The sequence below is a fragment of the Streptomyces sp. A5-4 genome, from assembly GCF_051131715.1.
Taxonomy (GTDB): Bacteria; Actinomycetota; Actinomycetes; order Streptomycetales; family Streptomycetaceae; genus Streptomyces.
This window is the reverse complement of record NZ_CP178591.1, coordinates 8716961-8739362: the sequence shown is the minus strand read 5'-3', so window position 1 is coordinate 8739362 and position 22402 is coordinate 8716961. Positions and strand designations below refer to the sequence as shown.

Annotated in this window: 20 protein-coding genes and 4 pseudogenes; 9 read left to right on the top strand and 15 right to left on the bottom strand. The window is 66.5% G+C overall.

Annotated elements, in window-relative coordinates; translation table 11 throughout:
* Positions 1-19: 19 nt before the first annotated feature.
* Both ACLLJJ_RS40895 and ACLLJJ_RS40890 read right to left on the bottom strand, forming a co-directional pair.
* Positions 20-883 (bottom strand): SDR family NAD(P)-dependent oxidoreductase, encoded by an 864-nt coding sequence (locus ACLLJJ_RS40895; RefSeq protein ID WP_434599879.1) that lies wholly within the window; start codon positions 881-883, stop codon positions 20-22.
* The gene (locus ACLLJJ_RS40890; RefSeq protein ID WP_434599878.1) at positions 880-2382 is read right to left on the bottom strand and encodes a flavin-containing monooxygenase; all 1503 of its coding nucleotides are present in this window, start codon (positions 2380-2382) and stop codon (positions 880-882) included. Before ACLLJJ_RS40890 ends, ACLLJJ_RS40895 begins: the two co-directional genes overlap by 4 nt.
* A 222-nt stretch (positions 2383-2604) precedes the next feature.
* On the opposite strand from ACLLJJ_RS40890, the gene ACLLJJ_RS40885 reads away from it, so the two are divergent.
* Both ACLLJJ_RS40885 and ACLLJJ_RS40880 read left to right on the top strand, forming a co-directional pair.
* Positions 2605-4140: a flavin-containing monooxygenase gene (locus ACLLJJ_RS40885; RefSeq protein WP_434599877.1), complete on the top strand. Its 1536-nt coding sequence runs from the start codon at positions 2605-2607 to the stop codon at positions 4138-4140.
* A 137-nt stretch (positions 4141-4277) separates the two neighbouring features.
* Entirely contained in the window at positions 4278-5732 is a 1455-nt protein-coding gene (locus ACLLJJ_RS40880; RefSeq protein WP_434599876.1) for an MFS transporter, read from the top strand.
* Between the two features lie 72 nt (positions 5733-5804).
* Here ACLLJJ_RS40880 and ACLLJJ_RS40875 read toward each other — a convergent pair whose 3' ends face one another.
* Entirely contained in the window at positions 5805-6470 is a 666-nt protein-coding gene (locus tag ACLLJJ_RS40875; RefSeq protein ID WP_434599875.1) for a TetR/AcrR family transcriptional regulator, read from the bottom strand.
* A 263-nt stretch (positions 6471-6733) separates the two neighbouring features.
* On the opposite strand from ACLLJJ_RS40875, the gene ACLLJJ_RS40870 reads away from it, so the two are divergent.
* The 3 genes from ACLLJJ_RS40870 to ACLLJJ_RS40860 are packed head-to-tail and all read left to right on the top strand — an operon-like array spanning position 6734 to position 8942.
* Positions 6734-7534 (top strand): AfsR/SARP family transcriptional regulator, encoded by an 801-nt coding sequence (locus tag ACLLJJ_RS40870; protein WP_434599874.1) that lies wholly within the window; start codon positions 6734-6736, stop codon positions 7532-7534.
* An 11-nt stretch (positions 7535-7545) separates the two neighbouring features.
* Positions 7546-8226 carry a MerR family transcriptional regulator gene (locus ACLLJJ_RS40865; protein WP_434599873.1) on the top strand — a complete coding sequence of 227 codons (681 nt, stop codon included), beginning with the start codon at positions 7546-7548 and terminating at the stop codon, positions 8224-8226.
* A gap of 38 nt (positions 8227-8264) precedes the next feature.
* The gene (locus ACLLJJ_RS40860) at positions 8265-8942 is read left to right on the top strand and encodes an SGNH/GDSL hydrolase family protein (RefSeq protein WP_434599872.1); all 678 of its coding nucleotides are present in this window, start codon (positions 8265-8267) and stop codon (positions 8940-8942) included.
* 67 nt (positions 8943-9009) lie between these two features.
* On the opposite strand, the pseudogene ACLLJJ_RS40855 reads toward ACLLJJ_RS40860, so the two are convergent.
* From ACLLJJ_RS40855 to ACLLJJ_RS40825, 7 genes and pseudogenes are all read right to left on the bottom strand, one after another.
* Positions 9010-9314: pseudogene (locus ACLLJJ_RS40855) on the bottom strand (IS6 family transposase); the annotation flags it as partial.
* A gap of 10 nt (positions 9315-9324) precedes the next feature.
* Positions 9325-10707, bottom strand: coding sequence for a helix-turn-helix transcriptional regulator (locus tag ACLLJJ_RS40850; RefSeq protein ID WP_434599871.1), 1383 nt, complete (start codon positions 10705-10707; stop codon positions 9325-9327).
* A 709-nt stretch (positions 10708-11416) separates the two neighbouring features.
* Positions 11417-11665, bottom strand: coding sequence for a hypothetical protein (locus ACLLJJ_RS40845; RefSeq protein ID WP_434599870.1), 249 nt, complete (start codon positions 11663-11665; stop codon positions 11417-11419).
* 35 nt (positions 11666-11700) lie between these two features.
* Positions 11701-12246: pseudogene (locus ACLLJJ_RS40840) on the bottom strand (transposase); the annotation flags it as partial.
* Complete coding sequence (locus ACLLJJ_RS40835; RefSeq protein WP_434599869.1) at positions 12212-12514, bottom strand: DDE-type integrase/transposase/recombinase; 303 nt, start codon at positions 12512-12514, stop codon at positions 12212-12214. The pseudogene ACLLJJ_RS40840 and the gene ACLLJJ_RS40835, both read right to left, overlap by 35 nt.
* Positions 12511-12975: an IS3 family transposase gene (locus tag ACLLJJ_RS40830; RefSeq protein WP_434599868.1), complete on the bottom strand. Its 465-nt coding sequence runs from the start codon at positions 12973-12975 to the stop codon at positions 12511-12513. Before ACLLJJ_RS40830 ends, ACLLJJ_RS40835 begins: the two co-directional genes overlap by 4 nt.
* Entirely contained in the window at positions 12975-13277 is a 303-nt protein-coding gene (locus ACLLJJ_RS40825; protein ID WP_434600668.1) for a transposase, read from the bottom strand. The genes ACLLJJ_RS40830 and ACLLJJ_RS40825 overlap by 1 nt, the downstream gene beginning before the upstream one ends.
* 196 nt (positions 13278-13473) lie before the next feature.
* Here ACLLJJ_RS40825 and ACLLJJ_RS40820 point away from each other — a divergent pair, with 196 nt between their 5' ends.
* Both ACLLJJ_RS40820 and ACLLJJ_RS40815 read left to right on the top strand, forming a co-directional pair.
* Entirely contained in the window at positions 13474-14730 is a 1257-nt protein-coding gene (locus ACLLJJ_RS40820; protein ID WP_434599867.1) for an IS4 family transposase, read from the top strand.
* On the top strand, positions 14727-15113 hold the full coding sequence (locus ACLLJJ_RS40815) for a hypothetical protein (RefSeq protein ID WP_434599866.1): 387 nt from the start codon (positions 14727-14729) through the stop codon (positions 15111-15113). Before ACLLJJ_RS40820 ends, ACLLJJ_RS40815 begins: the two co-directional genes overlap by 4 nt.
* Before the next feature lie 187 nt (positions 15114-15300).
* Here ACLLJJ_RS40815 and ACLLJJ_RS40810 read toward each other — a convergent pair.
* A pseudogene (locus tag ACLLJJ_RS40810) lies at positions 15301-15594 on the bottom strand (transposase); the annotation flags it as partial.
* On the opposite strand from ACLLJJ_RS40810, the gene ACLLJJ_RS40805 reads away from it, so the two are divergent.
* Positions 15488-15895 (top strand): DUF5372 family protein, encoded by a 408-nt coding sequence (locus ACLLJJ_RS40805; RefSeq protein ID WP_434599865.1) that lies wholly within the window; start codon positions 15488-15490, stop codon positions 15893-15895. The pseudogene ACLLJJ_RS40810 and the gene ACLLJJ_RS40805 overlap by 107 nt on opposite strands.
* 130 nt (positions 15896-16025) lie before the next feature.
* The gene (locus ACLLJJ_RS40800; protein WP_434597914.1) at positions 16026-18068 is read left to right on the top strand and encodes a recombinase family protein; all 2043 of its coding nucleotides are present in this window, start codon (positions 16026-16028) and stop codon (positions 18066-18068) included.
* A gap of 7 nt (positions 18069-18075) precedes the next feature.
* Here the strand turns inward: ACLLJJ_RS40800 and ACLLJJ_RS40795 are convergent.
* From ACLLJJ_RS40795 to ACLLJJ_RS40780, 4 genes and pseudogenes are all read right to left on the bottom strand, one after another.
* Positions 18076-19077 (bottom strand): annotated as a pseudogene (locus ACLLJJ_RS40795) (IS256 family transposase); the annotation flags it as partial.
* 613 nt (positions 19078-19690) lie between these two features.
* Positions 19691-20482: an ABC transporter permease gene (locus ACLLJJ_RS40790; protein ID WP_434599864.1), complete on the bottom strand. Its 792-nt coding sequence runs from the start codon at positions 20480-20482 to the stop codon at positions 19691-19693.
* Positions 20479-21480 (bottom strand): ATP-binding cassette domain-containing protein, encoded by a 1002-nt coding sequence (locus tag ACLLJJ_RS40785; RefSeq protein ID WP_434599863.1) that lies wholly within the window; start codon positions 21478-21480, stop codon positions 20479-20481. The genes ACLLJJ_RS40790 and ACLLJJ_RS40785 overlap by 4 nt, the downstream gene beginning before the upstream one ends.
* Positions 21481-21539: 59 nt before the next feature.
* Complete coding sequence (locus ACLLJJ_RS40780) at positions 21540-22388, bottom strand: DUF4097 family beta strand repeat-containing protein (protein WP_434599862.1); 849 nt, start codon at positions 22386-22388, stop codon at positions 21540-21542.
* Positions 22389-22402: the final 14 nt, after the last annotated feature.

The window sequence follows — 22402 nt, the reverse complement described above, 5'->3', positions numbered from 1 at the left end:
GGGAGCGTCGCAGCGGCCTTCACGCCGTCTTCCCGGGGCGCGGGGCGAGCCTGATGAGACGGGACATCCAGATGCCGAACCGCTGGGAGCCCACCGGGCTGATCCGCCCTAGCAGGTCGAGTGCCTTGGCTTCCGCACCCACCAGGACCCGCGCGCGGCGCCTGACGACGCCCTCGACGATGGTGTCGGCCGCCATCTCGGGGCTGTGCAGCGCCAGGCGCCGGTCGAAGGCGCGGGCGATGCCGGCTGCGTCCATGCCCTCAGCGGCCGTGGCGTTGCGGGCGACGGCGGTCTTGATGCCGCCGGGGTGCACGCAGGTCACGTGGACCGGATGCCGGGCCAGCAGCATCTCCTGGCGCAGGCACTCGGTGAAGCCGCGCACCGCGAACTTGGAGGCGTTGTAGGCACTCTGTCCCGGATAGGTGATCAACCCGAAGAGGCTGGAGACATTGATGACGTGGCCGTCGCCGGACTCGATCAGGTGGGGCAGGAAGGCCTTGGTCATGTTCACCACGCCCCAGAAGTTCACGTCCAGAACGCGCTCGATGTCCTTGAATGTCTCCCGCTCCACCTCGCCGTAGTAGGCGATGCCCGCGTTGTTGTACATCTGGTGGACCGTGCCGAAATGCGCGCGGACCTTCTCCGCGTACGCGAGGACGGCCTCCCGCTCGGTCACGTCGAGCCGGTCGGCCCGCACCCGGACTCCCAGGCCCTCGCATCGTACGGCGGTCACCTCGACGGCGTCGGCGTCGACGTCGCACAGGGCGAGATCGGCGCCGAGCCCGGCCAGGCGCACGGCCAGTGCGCGGCCGATACCCGATCCCGCACCAGTGATGACGACGACCTTCCCGGCGAAGCAGGCATCTTGTGGCTTCTTGGTCACTGTGGTCCTCCGGTCGAGACGTGGTAGGCGTCGATGTCGAACTTCCGCGTGATCCGCCGGAATTCGTAACTGAAACCGGGCCACATCGTGGTGTTGGCGCCGTGCTTGTCCACATACCAGCTGGCACAGCCGCCGACGTTCCAGATGGTCCGGGACAGCCGCTCGCGCAGCATCCGCGAGAAGCCCTCCTGGGCCGTCGCGCGTACCTCCACCGAGCGCAGGCGCCCGCGCTTCATGGTCATGACGGCGTCGGCGAGGTAGTTCACCTGGGACTCGATCATGAAGATCATCGAGTTATGGCCGAGCCCCGTGTTGGGGCCGACCAGCAGGAACATGTTGGGGAAGTTCGCGATCGCCGTGCCCTTGTAGCACTGGCGCCCCACCGTGTCGAACACCTCGCCCAGGCTCCGGCCGTCCTTGCCGAACAACCTGCGGTAGGTGGGAGAGTCGGTCACCTGGAATCCGGTGGCCAGGACCAGGGCGTCGACTTCGCGGACCGTCCCGTCCGTGGTGACCACGGACTTCTCGCGGACCTCGGCGATGCCGTCCGTGACGAGCGCGACGTGCTCCTCCCGGAAGGCGGGGTAGTACGTGTTCGAGAGCAGGAGCCGTTTGCATCCGGCCCGGTAGTCCGGGGTGAGACGCTGGCGCAGGGCCGGGTCGGGCACCTCGCGCCGCAGCTTCGCCCGGGCCAGCAGCCCGACAGGCCGCATCAGCCCGGGCCTCTTCGCCAGGGCGATCGCCTGCGCCTCGTGCGCCCAGTAGATGCCGCCGCGCACGAGCCGCTGGTAGAAGGGCACGTACCGGCACGCGAGGCGTTCGAGCGCGGAGTAGCGGCGATCAAGGCGGGGCAGCACCCACGGAGCGGTGCGCTGGTACACCTGGAGTTCGGCGACCCGCGGCGCGATGGCGGGAACGATCTGGATGGCCGACGCGCCCGTGCCGATGACCGCGACCTTCTTGCCGTCCAGGTCGCTGTCGTGATCCCACCGGGCGGAATGGAAGACCTTTCCCGCGAACGTGCCGATCCCGGGTATGTCCGGCAGCGACGGCTCGCAGAGCGCTCCGAAGGCGCCCACCAGAATGTCGGCGGTGAATGGCCCCCGGGTTGTCTCGACCTCCCACAAGGCGTCGCCCTCGACCCAGCGGGCACTGAGTACCTCGCACCCGAAGACATGGTGGTCCCGCACGCGGTACTGGCGCGCGACGCGGGTGATGTACTCCTGGATCTCCAGTTGCGGAGAGAACGACCGGCTCCACCCCGGGTTCAGGGCGAAGGAGTACGAGTAGAGGTGCGACGGCACGTCGCACGCCGCACCGGGATAGGTGTTGTCACGCCACGTGCCGCCAACCTCGTCGCCACGTTCGAGGACCAGGAAGTCGTCCCACCCCTCACGGCGGAAGCGGACGGCGGCGGCGAGCCCGGCGAGCCCGCCGCCGATCACGAGGATGTTCGTCCGCCGGCCCGGACCGGCGGAGGACCCCGTCCGGGCGGACATACCGCAGGGGGCGTCTGTCGTCTTGCTTTGGTTTGTAGAACTCAAGGGGGAATCCGATCTCCCATCACACCCGTCCCGAACGATGAACCCCCGGATGGTCCCAGATCGGATCTGACGGGCCTCTGAACCGGCCCCGTCCCCAGGGCAGAACGGTTTCAGAGCTGTTCCGGATGATGGACAGTCCCGATGACCTCGACGTATGAGCAGGTAAGGAGACGCCCGATGGGTTCCACACCGGCGAAATCAGAGGCAGTCGAAACGCCGGACGTGCTGATCGTGGGGACCGGATTAGCCGGCCTCGGCATGGCGATGAAGCTGCTCGCCGCAGGGCACTCCGACTTCGTCGTACTGGAGAAGGCCGATGGCGTGGGCGGCACCTGGCGGGAGAACACCTACCCTGGCTGCGCCTGCGACGTCGCGAGCGTCATGTACTCGTACTCCTTCGCCCCCAACCGCGGGTGGAGCCGGATGTACGCCGCGCAGCCGGAGATTCTCGACTACATCAAGCGTGTCGCCAAGGAGCACGACCTCGACACGCACATTCGGTTCAACACCGAGGCGGTCTCCTACGAGTTCGACGAAAAGACTGACCGGTGGTCCGTACGGACCCGCTCGGGCCGCGAGTACCGGCCGCGCATCGTGGTCCTCGCCCACGGGTCGCTGCACCAGCCCCTCATCCCGGACCTGCCCGGCATGGGCCGCTTCAAGGGGAAGATGTTCCATTCAGCGCAGTGGGACCACTCCGTCGACCTCAAGGGCAAGCGCGTCGCGGTCATCGGCACCGGCTCGAGCGCGGCGCAGTTCATCCCGGAGATCGCTGGCACCGCCGCCCACGTCGACGTCTTTCAGCGCAGCGCGCACTGGGTGCTGCCGAAGGCCGACCGGCCGCTGAAGGCCTTCGAGCACAAGCTGTTCCGGAAGCTGCCGTTTGTGCAGCAGCTGTACCGGCTCACCGCCTACTGGACGCACGAGGTCCCGGTCCTCGCCTTCCTGAACCCGAAGCTTCTGGGGCTGCTGGAGGCGGCGTCCCTGCGCATGCTCAAAAAGCAGGTGCCGGACCCGGAACTGCGGGCGAAGCTGACCCCCGACTACAAAATCGGATGCAAGCGCATCCTGCTGACCAACGACTACTACCCGGCCCTCCAGCGTCCCGACGTGGACTTGGTCGCCTCCCCGGTAGCCGAGTTCACCGAGACCGGGATCAGGTCCGCGGACGGGGAGTTCCACGAGGCCGACATCGTGATCCTGGGTACCGGATTTTCCACGGAGAACCGCTGCGCCACCGAACACATCGTCGGCCGCGACGGCGTCACCATCCAGGAGGCGTGGCGCGACGGCATGACGGCGCACCTGGGCACGACCGTGTCGGGGTTCCCGAACATGTTCATGCTGATGGGCCCCAACTCGGGCGGCGGCGCGCAGTCGATCCTTTTCGTCATTGAGGCGCAGCTCCACTACGTCGTCGAGTGCCTGCGCCTGATGAGGACGCGGCGGGCCACGCGGATGGAGGTGCGCGCGGACGTCCAGCGCGCGTTCAACGCCCGCCTGCACGGCAGGCTCGCCCGATCCGTGTGGAATACGGGCGGCTGCCACAGCTGGTTCCTGGACCACACGGGGAGCAACCGCCAGTCCTGGCCCGGGACCGGTACCTCGTACTGGAGGTCCACCCGCCGGCCCGACCCGCAGGCGTTCACCCTGACGGCCCGCCACGAAGGCCGGCGGCTCGCCCCCGTCCCGCGCCCCACCGAAGCCGGGTGATCTCGGAGCCCGGATTGAAGTAAACATACGGTCGTGCGTACACTCATTTTGCTGCGGCCCCGCGCGGACTCCATGGGGCTGCGCCGTGGGCTGTGCTGTCCAGCACGGAGCGGAAAGCCGAGAAGGGGGATGCATTCGTGACGAATGCCAAAGTAGAAGCCGTCGCGGCGAGGTCGGAAGCCGCTCCCGCGGTACCGTGGCCCGCCGTGGCGGTCGTCATGGTCGGCATGTTCATGGCTATCCTCGACTCGTTCATTGTCGTGGTCGCGGGTCCCGCGATCCAGGCCGACCTAGGCGCATCCGTCGGCCAGTTGCAGTGGGTCCTCGCGGGCTACCAGCTGAGTTACGCCGTTTTCATGATCACCGGCGGCCGGCTCGCGGACCTGTACGGCCGTAAGCGGATCTTCATCACCGGCACCGCCGTCTTCACCCTGTCCTCACTGGCCTGCGCCATGGCCCAAAACCCGGGCACCCTCATCGGGGCCCGCATCGTCCAGGGCTTGGGCGCGGCCCTGATGGTGCCCCAGGTCTTCGCCGTCATCACCCTCGCCGTCCCCGAGAAGGCACGGCACCGGGTTTTCGGCACTCTGGGCATCGTGATCGGCCTGGCGACCATGAGCGGCCAACTCGTCGGCGGTCTGCTGATCGGCGCCGACCTGTTCGGCACCGGCTGGCGCTCGGTGTTCTGGGTCAACGTGCCGATCGGGATCGCCACGATCGTCTTCGCGGCGAAGTACGTGCCGGAATCCCGGGCGACGGGCACCCGAAAGCTCGACCTTCCGGGCGTGATGGCCCTGAGCGCCGCCCTCCTGCTGCTCACGTTCCCGCTCATCCAGGGGCGCGAGGCTGGCTGGCCCTGGTGGACCTGGGCCTGTTTCGCCGCAAGCATCGCCGCCTTCGCCCTGTTCGTCGTGCTGGAGCGTGGCATCGACCGGCGCGGTGGGGAGCCGCTGATGAAGCTGAGCCTCTTCTCGCAGCGCTCGTTCTCGCTCGGCATCGTCCTGGTGATGGCTGTGTACGCGCTGCTGACCTCCTACTACCTGGCCCTGTCCATCTCGATGCAGGAGGGGCTCGGGATGTCGGCGCTCGGCGCAGGGCTGGTCTACACCCCGGCCGCGGTGACCTTCTTCGTCTTCAGCAAGGTCGCGGGCCGGCTCGTGCCGAAGTACGGCCGGCGCGTCCTGGAGATCGGCGCGGTGGTGCTCGCGGCCGGCTACCTGACCACCGCGGTCGTCCTGCTCTCCGGATCGAGGCTGACGCCCCTGCTGATCATTCCCACCCTGATGCTCCAGAGCGTCGGCGGCGGACTGCTCATTACGCCCCTGCTGAACACGGTCCTGAGCAGGATCGCCCCGGAAACCGTGGGCATGGCGTCCGGGGTTTTGTCGACCGCCCAGCAGATCGGCGGCGCCCTGGGCGTCGCCGTGATCGGAGCGGTCTTCTTCAACTCCTACCACCCCGATACCGACGGGAGGATCGACGCAGCGGGCCACGCCTTCGCGATGTCGTCCCTGACCACCTTCGCCATCGCGGTATTGGCGGCCGTACTTGTCTTCCTGCTCCCGAACAAGAAGGCCCCTGCGGCCGGCTGACGCTCCCGCGGCAACAGCGCGTGAACACGCCGATGCGGCGGACCGGACGGTCCGCCGCATCGGCGTTCGTCGTCAGCGCGGAGCGACGAGCAGCCCCTCGATGATACGGCGAGCCTTGCCCACCGCATCGGCGTCCCCAGCCTGATGAGCCGTGTTCGCGGCGCACAGCAGCGCGTCGATCTGGAAGACCGCGAGTTCGACGTCCAGTTCGGCGATCTCACCGGCGTTCACGGCGCAGAACAATTCGGCCGCGATGACCTCGCGCCATTCCTGCTGGTCGCGGAAGAGTGCGTCGCGGACCGGGCCGGGGCGGCTGTCGAACTCCGCAAGGTTCGCAGCCCGGAAACACCCGCCGGCGAAAAGCGGTGTCTCGGCGTACACGGTCCAGTGATCGAGTAGTGCACGCAACCGCTCCGTGCCGTGGGGGGCCGATTTGGCCGGGCGGATCACGGCGTCGATGAAGAGCCCGCGCGCGAATTCTACGGCCGCGAGCTGAAGGATTTCCTTCGTCTTGAAGAGGGCCTGGATTCCCGCCTTGCTGAGACCCGTGTCAAGCGCGAGGCGGCCGAAGCTGACACTGCCGAGGCCGTCCAGCGAGGCGACATCGACAGCCTGGCGGAGCACGATCTTCCGTGTACGGGCGCCGCGCAGAAGGCGTTTGTCCGTTACCTCCGCCTGCTTCAGGGGCAGGGGCGCATACGATCCGGGGCCATTTGAGCGTGAAGTGACCGGCTCCATTGCACTTCCCATACGGTCGATCGTACAGCATTTGACCTCGGATGGATCGGTCTGTGCGCCACACAGGCGACTGGCCGACTCCCCTGTTCGAGTAGGCCTCCTACTCGAACAGGGGGTAGCGCCGATGGACCCTACCTGAACGTGGGGCTGCACATGCGACATGTGTACGAATTAGGATCTCACTCGGCCATCATTTGGCGATTCCAAAAGAAAGCGCAAAAGAAAGCGTCAACGCTGATCTTTACAGTAGGGGGAGAAGAACGGTGACCGTCGCTGAAATATACATTTTGGGGCCGCAGCGGATCGTTCTCAAGAATACCGAAAGGATGCTGAGCGGGGCGAAGTTACGAAGCATTCTCGCCGTTCTCGCGCTCCGCGCCGAAAGCGAAGTCCGCCGCGACGAGCTGATCGAGGAACTGGACCTCATCCGGACCACGGGTGACGCCATCAACGCCGTACACGCCCATGTCGCCCGGCTGCGCCGCTGGCTGCACCACAACGGCGGGAGCGCCGACCTGCTGGAGACGGTCAACTCCAGCTACCGGCTCAACATCGAGCGGGACGCGGTGGACGCCAACCGGTTCGTGCGGCTGGTGGAACACGCGCTGAACCTGGCCCCGAGAACCCCCTCGGTCGTCGCGACCATCCTGGAGGACGCCCTGTCCCTATGGCAGGGAGACGCCCTGATCGATGCCCTCGAAGGGCCGCTGATCGCCACAGCGGCGGACGAACTGCACCGGTGGCGCGCCGCGGCACGGGACACACTGATCGACGCATGGCTGGCGCTCGACCACAACCAGAAGGTGGTCCTCCATGCCAGGAAGTTCATTGCCGAGGACCCGTTGAACGAACCGATGCGCGCACGGCACATCATCGCCCTCCAGCGCATGGGCCGACACGCAGAGGCGATCGAGGCCTACAACAACGCGGAGACGGTGCTGAGCCACGAACTGGGCATCAGGCCCGGCACCGAGCTCCGGGCAACCTCCGACCCCGCCACCCGCTACACGATCCCCTCGGTCAGGAGACACCGGGAGCGCTTCGTGATCGGCGCGCAGGCCTAATGGATCGCCGAGTGCGACGCGACGGCGGGGCCGCCGACTGCGGCCGGACGGCGGCCCCGGTCGAGTACCGGGCAGATGAACTGGCAGGCAAGGCGGGCATCACCGTGCGCACCCTGCGCTTCTACCGCGAGCGCAAACTGCTGCCGCCGCCCCGCCGCGAGGGCCGCATCGCCTGGTACGACGACCACCACCTGGCCCGCCTGCGCACCGTCATCGCCCTGCTGGAGCGCGGCCACACCCTGAACACCATCGCGGATCTGACCAAGGCCTTCGAGTCGGGCCGTGACGTCGGCGAACTCCTCGGCCTGGGCCGGCCCACCGAGGAGAATCCGGTCCGCCTCGCGCCGGAGGAGTTGGCAGACCACTTTGAGGGCGAGGCCACCGCAGCCAACCTTGCCACCGCTCTTGGCCTCGGTTACATCCGCACCGAGGGTGACGTGGTCGTGCACATCAGCCGCCGACTGCTCGAGGCCTCCGCCTCCCTGGTCCGAACAGGTGTGCCTCTGGCAGCGGTCCTGGACTCTGCGGCCCGTATTCGCCGCCACGCGGAAGCGATGGTCGACATCTTCACGACGACCATCCGAGCCCACGCCGCAGACGCGGACTTGGCGCGCCTACGCCCTCTTGCCAAGACCGTAGTCCAGGCCGAACTTTCTATGGCCCTGGACCGCGGGCTCCGCGCGGATGGATGACCCTTGTTTTTACATACGATCGACCGTATTCTTTATCCATGAATTCGACGCACATCACCGAGGAGTCCGATCCGTTCTGCTTGCAGCCGCTGGATGCAGCCGCGCTGCTCTTCGATGCCCCGTGGCATCGATTCGCCGTGATCGGAGACAGCCTGTCGGCGGGCACCGGGGACCCCAGCCCCGGCTATACGGACAAGGGGTGGCCCGACAGGCTCGCGGACATCCTTCGTCGCGTACGACCGGATCTGGAGTACCTGAACACGGCAGAGGACGGAGCGACGACGGCGCAGACCCTCGAGAAGCAGATCGCCCGAGTGTCGGAGTTCGAACCGGACCTGCTGCACCTGCCGTGCGGTGCGAATGACCTCGTACGGCGCGCACCGGACTTCGACGAGATCTTGCAAAAGCTACGACGCATGTACAAATTGGCGTCGGCCACTGGGGCCCAGCTGACGACGTTCACCCTGGGCAAGGCGTATGTCATTCCCGTCTTCCCAGACTGGAACGAGCGGGTCACCAAGATCAACGACATCATCCGTGGCTTGGCCACCGAATACGATGCCCTCGTCGTGGACATGTGGAACCACCCCATCAACGCGCGGGAAGATCTGTTGAGCGAGGACCGCATCCACTTCTCAACCTCGGGGCAGGCGGTGATGGCGACGGAGATGGTCAAGGGCCTGAGCCACGTGCTGAGCCGGGCCACGTCGGCGTAATCGTTGACGAGGGTGGGGATGTCGAAGAGTGTGTCACGGCATGCCCGGGGACAGTCTCGGTCCTCAATCAAGCCGCCGTGGTCAGTTCGGTGACACCGGTGATTTGCTTCCAGATCGCGAAGCGGATGGTCAACTCAGTGCGGCAGTTCGGGGTGACTCATCAGCTGGCGCTGTGGTTTGAAGTGGATGAGATGGCTGAATCACCCCGGAACCGGTGCCCCGCCCTGGCGTCGCGGAAGCCCTCCATGGCGCGTTCGCGTTGTCTGGTGGGCTGGTGGAAGTTCTCGGTGCGGTTGTTCATGAGGCCTTGTGAGCGCGCTCGACGGAGGGCATGCCCTCACGATGGGCAACGCCGCAGGAGCGCAGCTTGTTGGGGTTTGTCCTAGGAGCCCCGTTGTCCCCGCTCGGACTGGGCGATGATGGGCCCGAGTTTGACGCGCGTTGAGATCGAGAGCTTTCGGTAGATGTTGCGGAGATGGAAATTCACGGTGTGCGGAGAGAGCTCGAGCTGCTTCGCCACCTGTTGGTTCGTCATACCACGGCTCACGAGTCGCGCGATCTCGATCTCCCGTATGCTAAGTGAGGCCATCCGGCTCGATTCATGCGGCGCTGCGGAGACTGCATCGATCGGTTGCGGGGAACGCGGTGCAGGTCGGTCGCGGCGCTGAGCTTCTGATGCTGGCGTTTGGGAAGAGGCACCTGGTGACGCGGCATTACGTTGGCGACCCGCGCCGAAGTCCAGGATCGACGATAGCTCCGGCTTCTCGCCCGTTAGGGCGGTCCGTGCGCTTTCCGCAGCGCTGTCCAACAGAGTGAAACCGGGGTTACGGTTCGCCAGCCGTTCGATCGCCCGGAGGCAGCGTTGGGCGAGGGCGATGTCGCCGGCTCTCCGAGCGACGCTGATCAGCCACGTCGGCCGCGCGGGATCCTCAATGAAGCACGCCGAGTCGGTGCTGAGTAGATGCCATTTCGCATGTATCTGTTCGGTGGCCGCACGCGGTCCTTCTGATGCGGCGACCAGGGCGATTTCTGCGAAGGCGGCTCGTGCGACAGAGTCAGGCAGGGCGTAATAGTTGGTTTTCGCGTGGAACGACTTCAGGGCCTCGGACGCTCGATCCCACTCGCCACGTCCCAGATGGGCGATCGCCTCGACTGAAAGGGCGAGCTTTACACCGACAGCCGAGGCCTGTTCGACGCTTATGCGTACGGCTGTCGCGGCCGAATCCGTCGCTTTTTCGAAGTGTCCCGCTTGAAGATGAAGCACTGAGCGCAGCGCTTCAGACAGGGAACCGAACACGAGAAGGCCGGATCTGTCAATTAAGCTTTCCATATCACGAATGACACGGTTCGCTTGGAGGGATATATGTATGTCGCTGAGTTTCTTTGCGAGTAGCATATCAGCATAGACACGCCACATCGGGGCCACGTCATGAGAATTCTCGATGGCGGATCGATTCAGCGACAGCCCCCGCATCAGGCCCCCGGAATGCCACTGTTTATCCGACTCGATGCATAAAGAGACCACTCCGAGCGCATCACACTTTTCAGTGGACTCTTCACCTAGTTCAGCTATCCCCCGTTCTGAATCCACGCTGATCATGGATTCTAGGAATAATCGAAACGCGATGACGTCACGATATGACGGGTCGCAACTCTCCATGCCTTCAAGCGCTTCATCGGTCGAAGCTAAGGCGGCTTTGGTGTCGCCCCGCACGAAGGATATTCGGGCATTGTCGAGTATCCGAAGAACCTGGGCGGACGGCACCTCGGATCGATGAGAACTGATAAGGTAAAGAATATCGCCCATTGACCCGGGGCGGGGTATTCCGGGGCGGGACGCCCCTCCAGTCTTACCTGCCCCTCCGCTTTGCGATCTTTCCATTTCTCTCCCCCCGCTGCACGCGGTCAAGGGCGCGCCCAGACCGCGGTTTGTTCTTGCGGTTTCAGCCGTAAGGCTTGCATTCGATATCCAACCTACGCTTTCCCGCGCGCCCGATGGCCTCCGCCACCTCCATCACTGACAGTAAACTTAGATCACCCTATCGCTACGCTGCCAGTTACCGGCCAGTTGCTTTTGATTTTTGACAATGCATGACCTTAAAGTTGTCTCATATTTGACAGTCTCCTTAGTATTAAGGATCGATTCTTCAGTGATTATGCTGCCTTAGCCTGGTGGATTCCCATTTGTCTCGGCTGCTCTTGCTTAAGAAGCCGTTGCCTTCCTTATGTGATCGCTGAGTTTCTGCTGGTCAGGCATGGTTCAGGTGTCGTCGTCGGATGTTCGCCTCGACGATGGCGGAGGCAGCCGATGGCATCGTCGATGGGTTGGCGTTATCGGGTTGAGCGGATGCGTTCTCCTGCGGCATGATCATCCGTCTTTCGGATCGCCGGGAGGGCTTCACGTGGATAGGCCGTGGTATCGGGATTTTCGGTTTCCACCGGATGTCGGGGTGCGAGCTCACGTACACACACGTCTACCTGCTGGTGCGCAGAAAGGTGCGCCGGGCCGTGACGAGTTGGTGCCACCGGGTGCGGGTGGCGTGTTCGCTGTCGAGCCATTGCGGTGCGGTGTGCTCGGCGGGGAGCGGGAGGTCGGCCATGAAGTGTGCGATGTCGGCGTAGTAGGCGTAGTCCCCGCCTTGGGGCAGTTCACGCAGACGGGAGACGGTGGCCGTCAGTGCGTCGCGGTCGTCCAGGACGGCCTGGTGGAAGGCGAGGGCCAACTCGAGGGGGGCCTTGACCCCGGATCTTGAACACGTCTATGCGGCCTGGGCCAGGGTAGTTGATGTTGTTTGGGAGTCGTTCTCGTAAGCGATCGGCGATCGCTGTCCGAGGCGGGCGTGCCGGCGAGCCGGTCCTGCACATACTCACGCAAACGGTCGTTGTCCACGAGCTTCGCCGTCTTGGGGCGTTTCGCGGCCTGCTGCGCTTTCCACTGGGCCACCACAGCGCGGTAGACCGGCTTGCCGCCCCTGGTCGCGGCGTTACGACGCAGCTCGCGAGAGATCGTTCCCGGGTCGCGCCCGATCGTGCGGGCGATCTCACGCACGCCCTTGTCCTGAGCCTTGAGCAGTGCGATCTCCTCGCGTTCGGCGAACGACAGGTAGCGGCCCAAGGGCTCGTCCAGACTCAGCGGCGCCATCCCGCCAGCGTGTCGAAACCATCGAATCCCGACCGGTGCCGACCCGCCGACCCCCTCGGCGGCCTGGACAGAGGTGATCCCAGATGCGATCAGACGCCAGAACTCCCGTTGCACAGCACGCGAAGGCTCAGGCCGGCCCGGTGAACGCATCGGCGGCCGCATCGCTTCGTCCGCGGCCCACTGCCGCCGCGCACCCGATGGCACCTCCGGCAGCTGCTTCCTCGGTAGTCCCATCACACACCTCCGTGATCAGAAGGTGTTGCGACGACCAGTTGAATCCGCCTTGCGATCCATGATCGGTGTGCATCACTGCTCCGGCCAGACTCCCGCGGGTCCGTTCGGAGGCCCGGAGGGCGTCGATGACGAGCTCGGTGCGCATGTGATCGACGATCGCCCATCCGGCCAGGCGCCGTGAGCACAGGTCGATCACGGTCGCGAGATAGAGCGGCTCGCGCCGCTGACGGGCAAGTACGTGATGTCACCGACGTACTTCGCGTTCACCGCGGTCGCGGTGAAATCGCGGCCAATCAGGTCCGGGGCCTTGGCCGCGGCCGGGTCCGCGAAGGTGGTGCGGTGCCTGCGGGGCAGGCGCACTCCGGCGAGCCCGATGGCCCGCATGACGCGGGCGACGCGCTTGTGGTTCACGGCCTGCCAGGCGCCGTCGCGGAGTTCGGCGGTGACCCTGGGGACTCCGTAAGCCCCGTCCGAGTCCCGGTGGACGTGGCGTATCCGGGCCGCGAGCCGGGCGTCCGCCGCCTGGCGGGCAGCCCGCTCGGCAGCGGTGCGACGCCAGTAGTAGAAGCTGGAGCGGGCGATGCCGAGGACGGTGCACAGCCGCTTCACGCCGTAACGGCGCTGATGGTCGGCGACGAACTGGAAGCGGCTGCTCATCAGTTGGTCTCGCCCGCGAAATACTTCGCGGCCCTGCGCAGGATCTCCCGCTCCTGCCTCAGCTCTGCGTTCTGCTTGCGCGGCGCCGCGTTCTCCGCCTCCAAGGACACTGATGCTGCCGGTCCTGCCGCCCGGGACGTCACATGAGAGCCCGGGCTCCGGCCGTCGGAGGCCCGGATCCAGTTCCGCAGCGTCTCGGTATTGACGCCCAGACCGGCAGCGACCGACTTGATCGTCGCTCCCGGCCTCGACCGGTACAGCGCGACCGCATCCAACTTGAACTCGGCGGGGCAATGCTTCATCCCCACGGGGACTCCGTTCTCCTGGACCAACAAGATCCAAGTGTCTCCGGTGTCCAAGATCCGAGGTCAGGGCCAAGGCCGGGTATTTAACGTTTACGCAGGTCACGCAAGGGGAGATGGCGGGTGCTGATGTAGAGCAACGGAGCTCGTTGGTACAGGCAGTCGTCCAAGACAGCTTGTCCCGCAAGGAGCTCCGTTGCCTGTTTATCGTGTCCCGTCGCCTTCGCTGACGGCCATCACCCGTACGGTCACCGTGGCCGCGGGCCGGTTCGCGTCCGGCCATCTTGGGGAGCTGACGGCGATCGTGCCGTTCGAACTCGTCGATGCGGTCGTGGCGGAGACGAAGACCGTGCAGCAGCGGCTGCGTGATCTGCCCTCGAGGGTCGGGGTCTACTTCCTCCTCGCGATGTGCCTGTTCCCCGAGGTCGGCTACCGGCTGGTCTGGAACAAGCTGACTGCCGGCCTGTCCGGGATCCCGGTAGCCTTCCCGACCGCGAAGGCATTGCGTGACCTGCGCCGGAGACTCGGGGTTGCGGCGTTGCGGGCATTGTTCGATGTGCTGGCCGGGCCGCTGGCCCAACTTGGGACGCCAGGGGTGCGGTTCGGCCCGTATCGGACGGTGTCGTTCGACGGCTGCAGTTCGATCAGGGTCCCCGACTCCGAGCGGAACCGCTCCTGGCTGGGGAGGACGGCGCATCACGGCTATCCGACGGTGGAGTTGATGACGCTGGTCGAGACCGGCACCCGGGCTCTGATCGGTGCGGTGTTCGGCCCGACCGCTGAGGGGGAGACTAGTTATGCTGGCCGGCTGCTGCATCTGCTGGGACCGGACATGCTGGTGCTGTGGGACAAGGGGTTCGACGGGAACGACTTCCTCGCCGCGGTGACCGCCACCCGCGCCCAGGTCCTGGGCAGGCTCCGCAACAACCGGCGCACCCCGGTCCTGGCCCGCCTGGCCGACGGTTCGTACCTGTCGGTACTCGGCACCGTGAAAGTGCGGGTCATCGACGCGCAGATCACGGTGACCTGCGCGGACAGCACCGTCTTCACCAGCTCCTACCGGCTGGTCACCACCTTGACCGATGCCCGACGCTACCCGGCCACCGCGCTGACGGGGCTCTACCACCAGCGCTGGGAACACGAATCGGCGTATTACGCGCTCCGCCACACGATCACGGGCGGGCGCCTGCTGCGCTCGGGCGACCCGGTCGGCATCGAGCAGGAGATGTGGTCCCTGCTGACGCTCTACCAAGTACTCCGGACGGTCATGGTCGATGCCGCCGAGTCCGTCTCGGGCACCGACCGGACCGCTGCGGGTTCACCATCGCCCTCCAGACCGCCCGTGACCAAGTCGTCCAGGCCGCCGACGTCGTCACCACGGCCGCCGAGCCGGTCGGTCTCATCGGACGCCGGGTACTGGCAGCCCTGCTTCCGCCGAGGCGACAGCGGGTGAGCACCCGGAAGGTGAAATCGCCGACCTGCCGCTACGGCGTTCGCCTTGACGACGGCAGACCCGACAGCAGCCGCACCATCACTGACCTCGACATCACCGTCCTCGCGCCCACAGCCGAAGAGCGCCTCCTGCCCGACGTCTCACGAGACGACAGGCACGCCCACCGCTCCCCGCACAGCCGCCGGGAACGGGTCCTGCACCTCCTCCAGAGCCACCCCCAGCGCCGCTGGAGCACCCACGAACTCGCACAGCACCTCGGCGACATCACCCTCGGCACCATGTACAGACAACTCTCCCGCTGGAGCAAAGACGGCCACATCACAAAGACCGGGCTCGGCATCTACACAGCCGCTACACCAACGCCCATCAACTCCCTTGCGTGACCTGCGAAAACGTTAAATACCCGGCCTTGGGGTCAGGGCCCGATTCCTGCTCCAGTGAGGGGCCCCGAAGGTCGGTAAAAATGCCACCCCGGATCAGGCGGTTGTCTTGGCTGCGATCGCACGCAGCCTGTCGCGAACGGGAGGCCACGGGTCTGTGTAGCGAACGGTGGAACTCGTTCGGATTTCTTTAGCGGCGTCCGGCGGTGAGCCGGCCGTCGAAGGCGATGTCGAAGGCCTGGAGTGCGGCCTTCCACCGCATGGTCCACCGCTTGCGTCCTGCGCCGGTGGGGTCCAGGCTCATCACCGCCAAGTACACACATTTCAGGGCGGCTTGATCGTTGGGGAAATGGCCGCGAGCTCTTACCGCCTTGCGGATGCGGGCGTTGACGCTCTCGATCGCGTTGGTCGTGCACACGATTTTCCGGATCTCCACATCGAACTGGAGGAAGGGAACGAACTCGGCCCAGGCGTTCTCCCAGAGGGCAGCGCATAGTGCCCCTGATCGTGTTGATTCTGTGGATTCGTTGACCGTCACTCACCCGTTCCATCCGTGGTCGGGGCGCCGGGTGCGCGTGTGCCGGACGGTGCGCCGTTCGGGGCAGCTGGTCTTCATCTGCACGGCCGGTGACGGCATGACGGTGACGTTGCCGCAGGCGTGGACGGATCGCGCTCCAGTCGCGAGTGAGAACCGGCTCGCGATCGAGGGGCTCTGCGCGCTGTCTGCCCTGGTGAATGCCCTGATGAGCCGTTGCGGCGAGCCGAGCGGCGGAGGAACGTCATGAGGGGCGGCCCGCTTGCAGTCGCCCGAGTGGAGGTGACGGGCGGTGACGCATGCCGAGGACTGGAACCGGGTTGCTGCGCTGCTGGTCGCGAACATGATCGAGTCTGCTCTGCGCGGGGAGGCGAGCAGGGATGAGCGGGAGTCAGAAGATCACTGCCTCGCACCGGTCGAGGCTGGCGTTGATCTATGTGCGGCAGTCGACGCTGCTGCAGGTCAGGGAGAACACCGAGTCGACGGCCCGTCAGTACGCGCTGGCCGACCGGGCTCGGGAGCTGGGATGGGCCGCCTGCGATATCACCGTCGTGGATGCGGACTTGGGGACCTCGGGCCGGTTTTCCGGCACCCGGGTCGGCTTCCAGCAGCTGGTGGCCCGGGTCTGCCTCGGCGAGGTCGGGGCTGTGCTTGGCCTGGAGGTGTCCCGGCTGGCCCGGTCCTCGGCCGAGTTCGGCCGGCTCCTGGAGTTCGCCCGGCTCACCGACACCCTCCTGATCGACAGCGATGGTGTCTATGACCTGGGAGATTTCAACGATCGTCTGGTGCTCGGCCTGAAGTCCACGATGAGCGAGGCCGAACTGCACATCCTGGCGGGACGCTTGCAGGGAGCCCGCAAGGCCGCCGCCGAGCGCGGTGACCTGCGTCTGCCGCTGCCCGTCGGCCTGCTCCACGACAGTGACGGACACATCGTCATCGACCCGGACGAGGAAGTACGAACAGCGGTCGCCGACGTGTTCTCCCTCTTCGACCAGCATGGTTCCGCTCTCGGTGTGGTGCGGGCGTTTGCCGGGCGGCGCTTCCCGCGCCGGGATACCGGTGTCTGGGAGGGGCGCCTGGGCTGGGGACGGCTCACCCATGGCCGGGCCGTCGCCGTACTGAAGAACCCCGCTTATGCCGGTGCCTACGCCTATGGTCGTGACAGGAGCGTGCGTCGCGTCCGGCCCGACGGCACGGTGACCACGTCGGTCACCGGCCGCCCCCGTGACCAGTGGCCAGTCCTGATCACCGAGCATCACGAGGGGTATATCTCCTGGCCGCGCTATCTGCAGATCGAGGCGAAGCTGGCCGCGAACTGCACCAACACCGGAGCCCGGCCGCCGCGCGAGGGCCCGCCGCTGTGCCAGGGCATCATCTTCTGCGGCTCGTGCGGCTTCCCGATGAACACCAGTTACCGGCGCGCGGACAACACCGCGGACTACGTGTGCACCCGGGCCCGCAGCGACGCAGTCCTCGCCCCCGGCTGTCACACCATCGCCGCCGCGGCCGTCGACCCGCAGGTCGCAGGGCTGCTGCTGGACGCGCTGACCCCCGAGCACGTCCAGCTCGCCCTGGCCGCCGCCGACCAGGTCCACCACCGTCACCAGCGCTCCCACCGGGCCGCCGAACTCGCTGTCGAACGCGCCCGTTACGAAGCCGACCGTGCCGAGCGCTCCTTCGCTCAGGTCGAGCCGGAGAACCGGATGGTCGCCCGGTCACTGGAAACCCGATGGGAGGCGAAACTCACCGTCCTCGCCCAGGCCGAGACCGCACTGGCGGACCTGATCGCAGCCGAGCCGGCCGTGCCCGAACCTGGCAGCCTGCAACAACTCGCCCACGACCTACCGGCCTTGTGGGACGCGCCGACCACCACGGCCAGAGACCGAAAGCGCCTGCTGAGGACCCTGATCGCGGATGTCACCGTGCGACATGTCGACGACGCTCGCGCACACATCGGCGTCCGCTGGCACACCGGCGCGACCGACGAGATCGCCTGTGACCGGCGCACCAACCGCAACCCGACGGCCGCCGTGCTGATCGTCCGCGAACTGCTGGACACCTGCAGCGACGCTGCCATCGCCGAACACCTCAACACACTCGGCTTCACCACCGGCAAGTCCCGTCCCTTCACCGTCGCCTCGATCCGGCACATCCGCCAGCAGCACGCGATCGGCTCCAAACGCAACGACCCCACCGAACCTGGAGAGATCACGGTGCCGCAGGTCGCCCGCATCCTGCACATCCACGAGTCCGCGATCTATCCCTGGCTCCGCAGCGGCGAGATGACCGCCCGCCAGGGACGTCACCGCCGCTGGTGCATCCCGTGGAACGACGAGACCGAGGCGTACTGGCGCACCCGCGTCCAGACCTCTTCGCACCTCACGCGCACAAACCCCAACTACGAGACAGGGCAGGCAGTATGAAGCCGACTTCCCAGAGGCGGATGATCGCCGGGTACTTCTTGCCCCAGGCCTCGCCGAACTCCAGGAACCGTTCCAGGGCCGCGTCCTCGGTCGGCGCGGTGTAGACCGGCTTGAGCGCCTTCGCAATCTTCTCCCAGTCCTCGCGGCCCGCGTAGCGGAAGCTGTTCCGCAGCAGGTGGACGACACAGGTTTGAACGATCGTTGCAGGCCAGACGGTATTCACCGCGTCAGGCAGCCCGGTCAGACCGTCGCAGACCAGCATCAGCACATCGTCCGCGCCACGGTTCTTGATCTCGGTGAGGACCTGCAGCCAGTACTTCGCGCCCTCACCGCCGTCCCCAATCCACAGGCCGAGGATGTCGCGATGACCCTCGGCGGTCACCGCCAGGGCCATGTAAACCGGGCGGTTGGCGACAGAGCCGTCCCTGACCTTCACGTTCACGCAGTCGATGAAGACGACCGGGTAGACGCGGTCCAGCGGCCGGTTCTGCCATTCGGCCATGCCGGCCATGACGCTGTCGGTGATCGTGGAGATCGTGGACTTGGAGATCTCGGTTCCGTAGACCTCGGCCAGGTGCGCGGAGATCTCCCCGTGCGTCAGCCCCTTCGCGGACAAGGACAGGACCATCTCGTCGACCCCGCCCAGGCGCCGCTGCCGCTTCTTGACCAGCTGCGGCTCGAACGTCCCGGCCCGGTCCCGCGGCACCGTGATCTCCACCGGCCCGGCCTCGGTCGTCACCGTCTTGGACCGGTGTCCGTTGCGGTAGTTCTCCCGGCCGCCCTCGGCCCGCTCCCCGGGCTCATGGCCCAGGTGGTCGGTGAGTTCACCCTCCAGGGCCGATTCCAGGACCCGCCGGGTCAGCTCGGCCAGCAGGCCGCCCTCCCCGGTCAGTCTCACCCCGCCGGCCTGAGCCCGGGCCACCAGCTCGGCGACCAGCCCGTCATCCACGGCACTCGACGGATTCACGGCGGCCTCCCCGGCCTCGATGTCACTCGCCACGTCAGTCATCAACTGTCGCTTCCAGCTCGGGAGTTACACCAGTCACCGTACAGACCCGCCGTGGGAGGTCTACGTCGTCAAGGCCGACGCCGACCAGATGGGTAAGAGCCCCGCTCTGGACAGTGACGCCTGCTGTTGCGAGAACGACGGGGCCGCCGCGGCCGTGCCGGCAGCTGCGGGCTGCGTCTGCGGCAGCTAGAAACGGGCGCGCCCGCGCCTCCACCTGCTGTTGTGCTGTGTCCGGCGCACGCATCGGACACAGCACACCCTCCGCGGGGAAGCGTGAAAGCCGTAGCAGCGCGGGCAGTTGCGAGTCACAGGGTTCACGAGCTGCCCGCACAAAAATCGACAGTCGGACCCACCGGGGCGAGGAATGGTTCCAGCAGGCCGAGGAACTGCTTGGGGTGGCGCGGGGGATGGCATGGCTGCGGCATTCACTGGCCTGCGTTACAGCAGGTCTCCTGTCTGGCGGTGGGTTCGTCGTGCGCGGCGAGAGTGCGGTAGCTGTTTGACGCAGCGGCAGGGCGGCGTACGCCGACGTGGTGTCGGGGTACGCCGCCCTGCGTTTGCCGGAGTTGCGGGGGGTGGCCCGCGCGCTTGTGGTGGTTGCTTGGAGTCGCGGTTACTTCGAGTCCTGGTTGAACTTTGAGGTCGACCAGCGGTATCCGAGGACTGTCAGGCCCAGGCACCAGGCGATGGTGAGCCATCCGTTGTTGCCGATCTCGGTGCCGAGGAGCAGGCCGCGCAGGGTTTCGATGGCAGGGGTGAAGGGCTGGTATTCGGCGATGGGCTGAAACCAGCCCGGCATGGTGTTGATGGGGATGAAGGCGCTGGAGAGGAGGGGGAGCAGAATCATGGGCATGGCGTTGTTGCTGGCGGCTTCGGCGCTGGGGCTGATGAGGCCCATGCCGACGGCGATCCAGGTGAGTGCGGTGGCGAAGAGTACGAGCAGTCCGAACGCGGCGAGCCATTCCAGGACGCCGGCATCGGTGGAACGGAAGCCGATGGCGACGGCGACGGCGGCGACCAGGACGACGCTCATGACGGATTGCAGGACGCTGCTGATGACGTGTCCGGTGATGACGGAGCCGCGGTGGATGGCCATGGTGCGGAAGCGGGCGATGATGCCTTCGGTCATGTCGTTGGAGACGGAGACGGCGGTGCCCACGACGGTGCTGCCGACGGTCATCAGGAGCAGGCCGGGGACGATGTAGGCGATGTACTCGGCGCGGTTGGCGCCGCCGCCGCCGATGCCGGCGCTCATGACGTCTCCGAAGATGTAGACGAAGAGCAGCAGGAGCATGATCGGGGTGAGGAGCAGGTTCAGGGTGAGGGAGGGGTAGCGGCGGGCGTGCAGGAGGTTGCGGCGGAGCATCGTGCTGGTGTCACGTGCGGCGAGGGGCAGAGTGCTCATCGGACGTTCTCCTTGGGCTGGGTGGGGAGTTGGGTGGCGGTGGTCAGGGCGAAGAAGACGTCGTCGAGGTCGGGGGTGTGCACGGTCAGCTCGTCCGCTGCGATGCCGGCTGAGTCGAGGTGATCGAGGATGGTGCGCAGCTGGCGCTGACTGCCGTCGCTGGGGATGTTCAGGGACAGTGATTCGTTGTCCCGGGTCACTTCGCGCAGGGCGCCCGCAGCGTGTTCGTAGGCCTGTGGTTCGGTGAATCGCAGGCGTACGTGGCCGCCGGGGATGAGCCGTTTCAGTTCTTCGGCGGTGCCCTCGGCGGCGATTTTGCCGTCGTTGAGTACGGCGATGCGGTCGGCGAGCTGGTCGGCTTCCTGCAGGTACTGGGTGGTGAGGAAGACGGTGGTGCCGTTGGTGACAAGTTCGCGGATGATCTGCCACATGTTGTGGCGGGAGCGTGGGTCGAGGCCGGTGGTGGGCTCGTCCAGGAAAATGATCCGTGGGTTTCCCACCAGGGTCATGGCGAGGTCGAGGCGGCGTTTCATGCCGCCGGAGTAGGTGGCGGCGGGCTTCTTCGCCGCGTCCAGGAGGTCGAAGCGCTCCAGGAGTTCGGCGGCGGCGCGTTTGCCGTCGCCGCGGGGCAGGTGGTGCAGGTCCGCCATGAGGAGCATGTTCTCCTCGCCGGTGATCAGGCCGTCGACGGCGGAGAACTGGCCGGTCACGCCGATCGCGGCGCGTACCGCGTCGGGTGAGGTGGCGATGTCGTGGCCGGCGACCTGGGCCTGCCCGCCGTCGGCGGTGACGAGGGTGGAGAGGATCTTCACGGCGGTGGTCTTGCCCGCGCCGTTGGGGCCCAGGAGTGCGAAGACGGTGCCGGACGGGATCCGCAGATCGATCCCGTCCAGGACGAGCTTGTCACCGTAGGACTTGCGCAGACCGACGGCGGAGACAGCGGCCGGCCGCTCCCGACCGTCACCGGAACCTGATGTGGGCATGACAGATGAAGGCATGGTGCCCTCCCAATCGAAGGCTGGAACGGAGTGACTGGAATGGAGTGAAAGGTGGACGCTCAGGCGCGGGCGCGGCGGACATCGATGTTGCCCCAGCGGGTGCGGGCGCGGACCTCGACGGTGTCCTCCGACTTCTCCGGGCTCTCGGAGGCGTCGAGCGCGTTACGTACTTGCCCTCGGCTGGAACTGACGTCGAGCCAGGCGGCGGTGCCCTCGCGGATACCCACGTCGATGGAGCCGTTGGAGGTCTCCAACTGGACGGCGCCACGGGCGACTTCGGCGACGCGCAGCGCCCCGTTGGCAGTGGTGGCGGCGACCGAGCTTCCGGCGCGCTCGATACTGATGTCGCCGTTGGCGCCGCTCACCCGCAGATCTCCGGTCACGGTGCCGACGGTCGTGGCGCCGTGCGTGTTCCTCAGGACGGCGGGACCGTCGACGGTCCCGACGCGCAGACTGCCGGAGCTGGTGGTGATCTCGGCCGCGCCCTCGATCCGGTCGACGATGATCGAGCCGTGGGAAGCGGTCAGCTGGAGCGGCCCGGTCGCGTCGAGGCGGACGTCACCGCCCGAGGTCTTCACATGGACCTCGCCGAGTCGGCCCTCACCGAGCACCTGCGTCCAGGAGCCGGTCACGTCGACGCACGATCCGGCGGGCAATTCGACGGTCACATTGACGGCGCTGGTGGGCCCGACGACGCGATAGCGCGGCTTGGGTGTCCTGACGGTCAGGACACCGCCCTCGTACGTGACCTCGGTCTGCTCGGCAGCCCGCACGTCCTTGTCCTTCTTCGGGTCGCTGGGAGCTACGTTCACGACGGTGTCGGCGCGGTCGGCCGCGGCGAACTGGATGGATCCCGCGTCCACGTGGGCGTTGACCGAGATCGGCTGCGGAGTGTCGAAAGAAGGCATGGCTGTCCCGTCCT

Bases quoted from the DNA above. Each gene is read 5' to 3' on its own strand.
- ACLLJJ_RS40785 (WP_434599863.1), bottom strand. From the start codon at position 21,480: ATGCCTTCATCTGTCATGCCCACATCAGGTTCCGGTGACGGTCGGGAG.
- ACLLJJ_RS40805 (WP_434599865.1), top strand. From the start codon at position 15,488: ATGCGGGCGTTGACGCTCTCGATCGCGTTGGTCGTGCACACGATTTTC.
- ACLLJJ_RS40875 (WP_434599875.1), bottom strand. From the start codon at position 6,470: ATGGAGCCGGTCACTTCACGCTCAAATGGCCCCGGATCGTATGCGCCC.
- ACLLJJ_RS40830 (WP_434599868.1), bottom strand. From the start codon at position 12,975: ATGAGCAGCCGCTTCCAGTTCGTCGCCGACCATCAGCGCCGTTACGGC.
- ACLLJJ_RS40860 (WP_434599872.1), top strand. From the start codon at position 8,265: ATGAATTCGACGCACATCACCGAGGAGTCCGATCCGTTCTGCTTGCAG.
- ACLLJJ_RS40890 (WP_434599878.1), bottom strand. From the start codon at position 2,382: ATGTCCGCCCGGACGGGGTCCTCCGCCGGTCCGGGCCGGCGGACGAAC.
- ACLLJJ_RS40885 (WP_434599877.1), top strand. From the start codon at position 2,605: ATGGGTTCCACACCGGCGAAATCAGAGGCAGTCGAAACGCCGGACGTG.
- ACLLJJ_RS40790 (WP_434599864.1), bottom strand. From the start codon at position 20,482: ATGAGCACTCTGCCCCTCGCCGCACGTGACACCAGCACGATGCTCCGC.
- ACLLJJ_RS40800 (WP_434597914.1), top strand. From the start codon at position 16,026: ATGAGCGGGAGTCAGAAGATCACTGCCTCGCACCGGTCGAGGCTGGCG.
- ACLLJJ_RS40780 (WP_434599862.1), bottom strand. From the start codon at position 22,388: ATGCCTTCTTTCGACACTCCGCAGCCGATCTCGGTCAACGCCCACGTG.
- ACLLJJ_RS40825 (WP_434600668.1), bottom strand. From the start codon at position 13,277: ATGAAGCATTGCCCCGCCGAGTTCAAGTTGGATGCGGTCGCGCTGTAC.